Genomic DNA, 6,529 nt, shown 5'->3' on the forward strand with positions numbered 1-6,529 from the left:
TATTTCAAAATTCAAAACATTTCATAAAAACGTAAAATACTTTACAGAAATCCCGCCATCTCCTGGTGTATATTCAAAGAAAAAATGGGGGATTTTCTAATGAAAGAACTTCGTGATGTCAAGGATTTGTCAATGGATACCGGTGTTCAGCAAATGCTGGTCAAAGCTCGTAATGAGGGAATCGACACGGCCTTTGACAGGGCATCTAAAATGACCCGTTGCGGTTTTGGTTCCACCGGTGTCTGTTGTAAACACTGCTTGGAGGGGCCCTGTCGCATTGCCCCTGGTGGAAAAGGACCACAGGCAGGTATATGTGGTAGTAATGTTGATACTATTGTAGCTAGAAATTTTCTTGTCAACATTACAGAGGGTGCTGCCAGCCATGCCGAACACGCTAGGGAAGTGGCCCATGCCATCCTGGAAGTTGCGGAGGGTAAAGCTCCTTACACCATACAAGATGAGGAAAAACTTAAGTCAATTGCGGAAGGACTGGGGCTGGTCACTGAAGGTAAAAACATTAATCAGTTAGCTAGAGAAGTAGCTCACAAGGCGTTGGAGGATTTTCAAAAACAGCATGGAACCATGAACTGGTTAAAATTAAGGGGTCAAGCAAAATCTATTGAAAACTGGGAGAAGCTGGGGTTACTGCCCGTCAATGCTCACCTGGAAATTGCCAAAGCAATGGCCCGGACCGTTATGGGTGGTGATGCGGACCCCGCTAACCTTTTACTGGGCGCGGTAACCATGGGGTTGGTGGATGGATTTGCCGGTCTGCATATGTCCACTGACTTGCAGGATGTACTGTTTGGCACACCCCGGGCGGTGAAGGCTAAGTATCGTCTTGGTGTCATTAGAGAAGAAATGGTGAACCTCTCGGTACACGGACATATTCCGCTACTGGCAGAAAAGGTGGTTGAATGGGCGGGGAAACTTACAGATAAAGCCAAGGAAGCAGGGGCCCAGGGAATTAACGTAGTTGGCGTGTGCTGCAGCGGCAATGAACTGCTTATGAGAAAAGGCGTACCGGTAGCTACGAACTATGCTAGTCAGGAAATGCCCATTTTAACTGGAGCATTAGAAGCCATGGTGGTGGATATCCAGTGTATTATGCCTGGAATACAGACAGTAGCAAGCTGTTATCACACGGAAATTATTACCACCTTGCCCTACGCTAAAATTGCCGGTGCTACCCATGTGGAGTTTACCACCGAGAGGGCCGATGAGGCGGCCAGAGAGATTGTGATGCGGGCCATTAACAACTTTAAGAAGCGAGACCCAAAGAAAATTAACATCCCGCAGGAAGTTACCGAAGCATACGCCGGTTTCTCTGTTGAACAAATCGTAGAAGCCCTCAAAGCAGTGAATGCTGTTGACCCCCTTAAGCCCCTGGTAGAGGCAATCGCAAACGGTGAAATTCTCGGGGCTGTGGCTCTGGTGGGATGTACGAACCCCCGGGTAAAACAGGACAGTGGAAACGTTGCATTGGTGAAGGAACTTATCAAAAACAATGTTCTGGTGGTAGCTACCGGCTGTGCAGCCCACTCCCTGGGGAAATTTGGGTTGTTATCTCCGGATGGATTAAAGTATGCTGGGGATAGCCTGAGAAATATCTTAACTGTCATCGGTCAGGCCAATGGTTTGCCTGCTCTACCCCCAGCGCTCCATATGGGCAGCTGTGTTGACAACTCTCGGGTGGCGGATTTGTTAACCGCCCTCGCTAATTACCTTGGCGTAGCGATAAAAGACCTGCCCGTAGCCGGTTCCTGTCCAGAAACACATCACCCCAAGGCATTATCCATTGGCACGTTCTTTATCGCCAACGGGGTGGATGTTCACGTCGGTGTGGATCCACAGGTCAGCGGTTCGGCACTAGTGGTAAACGTGCTTACCTCTGATAAGGAGAACTTCCCGGTTACGACCGACGGCCTGTTTGGGGGTAAGTTAATCTACGAGGAAGACCCCGTTAAAGCAGCCGAAATTATTTTAAATAGAATTAAAATGAAGCGACAGGCTCTAGGTCTAAACTAACATCACAGAAGGTGATATATGAATGTCAGCACAATGCGGTCTTAAAATTGCAATCTCAGGTAAGGGAGGGGTAGGCAAGACTACCGTATCAGCCCTACTGTGTCACCTCTATTCTAAAGAAGGAAAAAAAGTCCTGGCTGTAGACGCTGATCCAGATGCCAACCTGGGTATGGCTCTTGGTTTTACGCCGCAGGAATTAGAACAGGTAACCACCATTACTCAAGACAGAAAACTTATTAAGGAAAGAACAGGGGCAGAGCCGGGTACCAGCGGCCAGTGGTTTACCCTAAATCCAAAAGTGGATGACATTCCTGAAAAATATGTTGTACAAAGGGGAGGGGTTAAACTTCTCCAGTTAGGGCTTACTGCCACCGGTGGCAGCGGTTGTTACTGCCCCGAAAATACCTTCGTAAAAACTTTGCTGAATCACCTGGTTCTGGAAGAAAACGACACCGTAATTGTAGATATGGAAGCCGGACTGGAACATATGAGCCGAGGCACTGCCCGGGGAGTGGATGCCTTTGTGGTGGTGGTGGAGCCGGGGCAGCGAAGTTTTCAGACGGCGAAAGCCACGGTCAAACTGGCCAAAGACCTGGGCGTACAAAGGGTTTTTGCGGTGGCCAACAAGGTCCGTCCGGGGCAGGAAGAAAGCATCCGGCAGGCTTTAGATTTTCTTCCTATTCTGGGTGTACTTCCCTATGAGCCTAAGGCGGTTTACGCTGACCTGAACGGGAAATCTCTGTTTGAAGTCAGCCCCCAAATGGTGGAACAGGTTCAAAGAATTAAGGAAAACTTAGAACGACATCTGTAATTTGAAAACAGACGTGACCCAGGTCACGTCTGTTTTCAGCCATCCAAGCAGGTATAGTGGACAAGGACCCTTGTTTTTACCTCCTGCAAAATAAACAGTAGGCTATTTTAAAGGCGGTGGTTGATTGACCAGTACTGATGAAATAACAACACATCTCTCCAATATGCTGGCAGAACTGCGCAAAGCGGATGCCAAAGCAGTGGCCATGATCTGGGAAAGCTTTCTTGGGGCCTTCATCGGATACATCATGAAAAAGCGCCGGGAAACCGGCCAGAATTTACTGGCGGACATTTCATTTCGCAATATTTGGCGCAGGTAAATCGTATAGAATATCTTACTAAACCCCACCCGTTGCGGTGGGGTTAAAACTTTTTCTTTACCCATTGTGTTTATCTTTGAGGAAATCTAAAATCTCATGAATCTCTTGCAGCATTTTATCCCTGTCCTTGTTCAATACACCGGCCAAGGGAAGCAAATTTGAGATATGATCACTGCGAAAGATACAAGGGTTTGCAACCCGAATATGGCAAATCAATTCTTTTAAATCTACCATCGTTTCGTAGGGCGTCAGAGGTAAAAAATCGCCGCGGTCCGCAGCTTCTTTTAGCGTGGTACCGTCATATAACGTTAACGTAAGTGTACTCAACATAGTCGGGCTGATGTGGCTGATAACCCGGGCGGTGCCTGTGGCGTGCCGATAACTGCCGGTTTTCCCCCCGAGACCCAGAATCACCAAGACAGAAAGTTTGATCCCCGGGCAAGCACATTCCTCCCGGCGGCAACCATTTCAGCCGCACCCACCCCTTTATTGATCCCCGCAAGGACTTCATCATCGCCGCTTTCCACACCCAGGTAAATGATTTTCAGTCCGGCCTCCTTAAGTGCTTTTAATTCCTCAGGCGTTTTGCTGAGGATGTCCTTGGGACCTCCATAGCAGGTAACGCGGGTAAGTTTGGGAAAAGCCTCGCAGCCCGGCTAGGATGGACAGCAGTTTTCTGGTGGAAGCATTAGGGCATAGCCGTCACCCAGAAATACCCTTCTTATATCAGGGGAACGCTGAGCAGCATTTTCAACAATACAACGAATTTTCTCCAACGGGCGGGTGCGAAATTGAATGCCGCGATACATGGCGCAAAAAGTGCAGGCGTTATGCGAGCAGCCCAGCGTAATCCGCAAAATAAAACTATTGGCCTCGCTGGGCGGACGGAAGACCATTCCTTGCGCATGATCCAGCAACATTGCTTCAAACCCCCGTAGATTTATAGAATTGCTGAAAATTATCTTACCATAGTTTTCGCTTAAAAGATTACCGAACTGCACACTGGGTTTTATTTTTAAACTTTTGAGATAAGGGATGCGACTCTGCCCTGTCCTTTTACAATCAACTCATTAAACCTTTATTTACATCTCTAACATTCTTCTAACCGGATTATAAAAATTCCCTAAAGAAAATCCACCGACAATTTAACAATTGCTGTTTAAAATGAATATCAGATATTTTCAAAAAGGAGGTCGCTCATCTTGAAACATATTTCTCAAAAAAGTATCGCTTTGGCCCTGTCCCTGTGCATGTTCCTCAGCATGTTCCTGTGGATCGGGCAGGTCCCGGCCGAAGCCGGCCAAAAGGCCAAAAACGTAATTATTTTAATTCCCGATGGCATGTCTGTGGCCGGTACAACCCTGGCCAGATGGTACCAAGGCGGCACTCCCCTGGCCATGGACGAAATGGCCTGCGGTTTGGTCAGAACCTATTCCGCTGATGCGCCCATTGCAGATTCCGCTCCCGCCGGCACCGCCTTTGCCACCGGACATAAATCTCACACCGGTTACGTGGGAGTTCTCCCGGATGCAGCCAACATGCTCGGTTTAGCTCCCATTGCCAAAGGGGATGAAAAGAAACCCGTGGCCACCATCCTGGAAGCGGCAAAACTGGCCGGTAAGGCAACCGGCTTGGTGGCGACTTCCGAGATTATGCACGCGACCCCTGCGGCTTTTTCTTCTCACTTTCCCAGCCGTAAAAACTACGATGACTTAAGTGAACAGCAGGTTTATAACCGCATTGATGTGGTGCTGGGCGCCGGATCTAAATTCCTCAGCCCCGAAGGGAGAAAAGACAAGACTGATTTAATTTCCATTATTAAAAACTTGGGTTATGACTATGTAACAACCCCTGAAGCTATGAAAAACTCAAAGTCCGATAAAATCTGGGGGATGTTTTCTCCCACCAGCTTAAGCTATGATATGGACCGCAACCCCGCCGAGCAGCCAAGCCTGGCTGAAATGACTGCCAAAGCTATCGAAGTGCTATCCAAGGATAAAGACGGCTTCTTCTTAATGGTAGAAGGCAGTAAAATTGACTGGGCTGCCCATGCCAATGATCCCATTGGTGTAATCAGTGACATCCTGGCCTTTGACAAGGCAGTAAAAACAGCATTGGATTTTGCCAAGAAAAATAGAGATACGGTTGTCATCGCTGTAACAGACCATGGCAACGGCGGCATCTCCATCGGCGACAGAGCCACCACCAAGACCTATGACGAAGAGCCCCTCTCCGCCTTTATCGCTCCTTTAAAGAAAGCGAAATTAACCGGCGAAGGCCTTGAGTCCAAGTTTAATGCCAACAGGAGCAACATTAAGGAAGTCATGGCCACTTATTTCGGCATTACCGATTTAACGGAAGAAGAGATCAAAACCATTAAAGAAGCAAAAGCCGGCAGCATGAATTATGCCGTTGGTCCTATCATCAGTAAACGCGCTCATATCGGCTGGACCACCGGCGGTCACACCGGCGAAGATGTGGTGCTGTACGTTTATGCTCCCGGTAGTGTTGAACGTCCCACAGGAGTGATTGAAAATACGGATGTAGCAAGATACATGGAGAAAGTTCTTGGGGTAAGCCTGGACGAAGTTACGAAAAAGCTCTTTGTTGATGCAAAGGCTGCCTTTGAAGTCAAAGGCGCCAAGGTTGAAAAAGTAGACGACGGAAACGGAAACTTTAGCCTGGTGGTTACAAAGGGTTCCACGAAAGTCGAGCTGCCGTTCAATACCAATATCGCCATTGTGGACGGCAAAAAAGTTGAAATGAGCGGCTTAACCGTAGATAACGGTGTGAAAACCTATGTACCATCAGAAGCTGTTAGTTTAATTAAATAATTGACTGTATATCAAGCATTTAAGATGGCCCTTGAACCGGAATCGGGGAAGGGCCATCTTTATTAATTTACAAGGCTTGCAAGTGATCCGGTATTTCATTAAAAGCTTGGGGAATAGGTATATGGATAATTGTCGTATCGCCCTTTTCGTTAATTTGCCTGTTCCTGAAATTGATAAAGAACTGCAGCAAGTTGCAGACATGCTGCTGGCAACTTTGGATATGCGGGACAATACTACGGGACAGTATTGGGACCTGCACAGGAAGACTTAAAAACCTTATACATTGTTGGTATTTTTTCTTTTAACGCAGGACATTCATAAAAAGTATAAATAACCACTTGCAACACGATAACAAATATGTTAACATAACAGATGTCGCCGCGAGGTGGCGGTTAAAAATTACCACTTGCAACAAGCAAATGAAAGTGGTAAGATAAGTTTCCTGCCGTCGATAAGGTGGTCAGCAAATTACCAAAAACTTTCACTTGCAACAACAGTGAAAGTTGTAGTAAGATAAAGTTCCGGTCGCGAGATCGG

Annotated in this window: 7 protein-coding genes; 5 read left to right on the forward strand and 2 right to left on the reverse strand. The window is 47.3% G+C overall.

Features of this window, described 5'->3' with window-relative positions; all coding sequences use genetic code 11:
• Positions 1-99: 99 nt before the first annotated feature.
• The 3 genes from cooS (at position 100) to BUB67_RS03150 (ending at position 3,158) form a co-directional block, all read left to right on the forward strand.
• Positions 100-2,028 (forward strand): anaerobic carbon-monoxide dehydrogenase catalytic subunit, encoded by a 1,929-nt coding sequence (gene cooS, locus BUB67_RS03140; RefSeq protein WP_073235586.1) that lies wholly within the window; start codon positions 100-102, stop codon positions 2,026-2,028.
• A gap of 22 nt (positions 2,029-2,050) precedes the next feature.
• A complete protein-coding gene (locus BUB67_RS03145; RefSeq protein WP_073235589.1) occupies positions 2,051-2,839 on the forward strand; it encodes an ATP-binding protein in 789 nt (262 codons plus the stop codon).
• Between the two features lie 124 nt (positions 2,840-2,963).
• Entirely contained in the window at positions 2,964-3,158 is a 195-nt protein-coding gene (locus tag BUB67_RS03150) for a hypothetical protein (protein WP_073235592.1), read from the forward strand.
• A 57-nt stretch (positions 3,159-3,215) separates the two neighbouring features.
• Here the strand turns inward: BUB67_RS03150 and BUB67_RS16790 are convergent, their stop codons facing one another.
• Complete coding sequence (locus tag BUB67_RS16790) at positions 3,216-3,575, reverse strand: hypothetical protein (RefSeq protein WP_238456933.1); 360 nt, start codon at positions 3,573-3,575, stop codon at positions 3,216-3,218.
• Positions 3,576-3,814: 239 nt separating this feature from the next.
• Positions 3,815-4,078, reverse strand: coding sequence for a radical SAM protein (locus BUB67_RS16795; RefSeq protein ID WP_238456934.1), 264 nt, complete (start codon positions 4,076-4,078; stop codon positions 3,815-3,817).
• Positions 4,079-4,360: 282 nt separating this feature from the next.
• Between BUB67_RS16795 and BUB67_RS03160 the strand changes: the two genes are divergently transcribed.
• Both BUB67_RS03160 and BUB67_RS16320 read left to right on the forward strand, forming a co-directional pair.
• Positions 4,361-5,992: an alkaline phosphatase gene (locus tag BUB67_RS03160; RefSeq protein ID WP_073235596.1), complete on the forward strand. Its 1,632-nt coding sequence runs from the start codon at positions 4,361-4,363 to the stop codon at positions 5,990-5,992.
• A gap of 121 nt (positions 5,993-6,113) precedes the next feature.
• Positions 6,114-6,263 carry a hypothetical protein gene (locus BUB67_RS16320; RefSeq protein WP_159431802.1) on the forward strand — a complete coding sequence of 50 codons (150 nt, stop codon included), beginning with the start codon at positions 6,114-6,116 and terminating at the stop codon, positions 6,261-6,263.
• Positions 6,264-6,529 lie beyond the last annotated feature (266 nt).

Source organism: Desulforamulus putei DSM 12395, assembly GCF_900129195.1.
Taxonomy (GTDB): domain Bacteria; phylum Bacillota; class Desulfotomaculia; order Desulfotomaculales; family Desulfotomaculaceae; genus Desulfotomaculum; species Desulfotomaculum putei.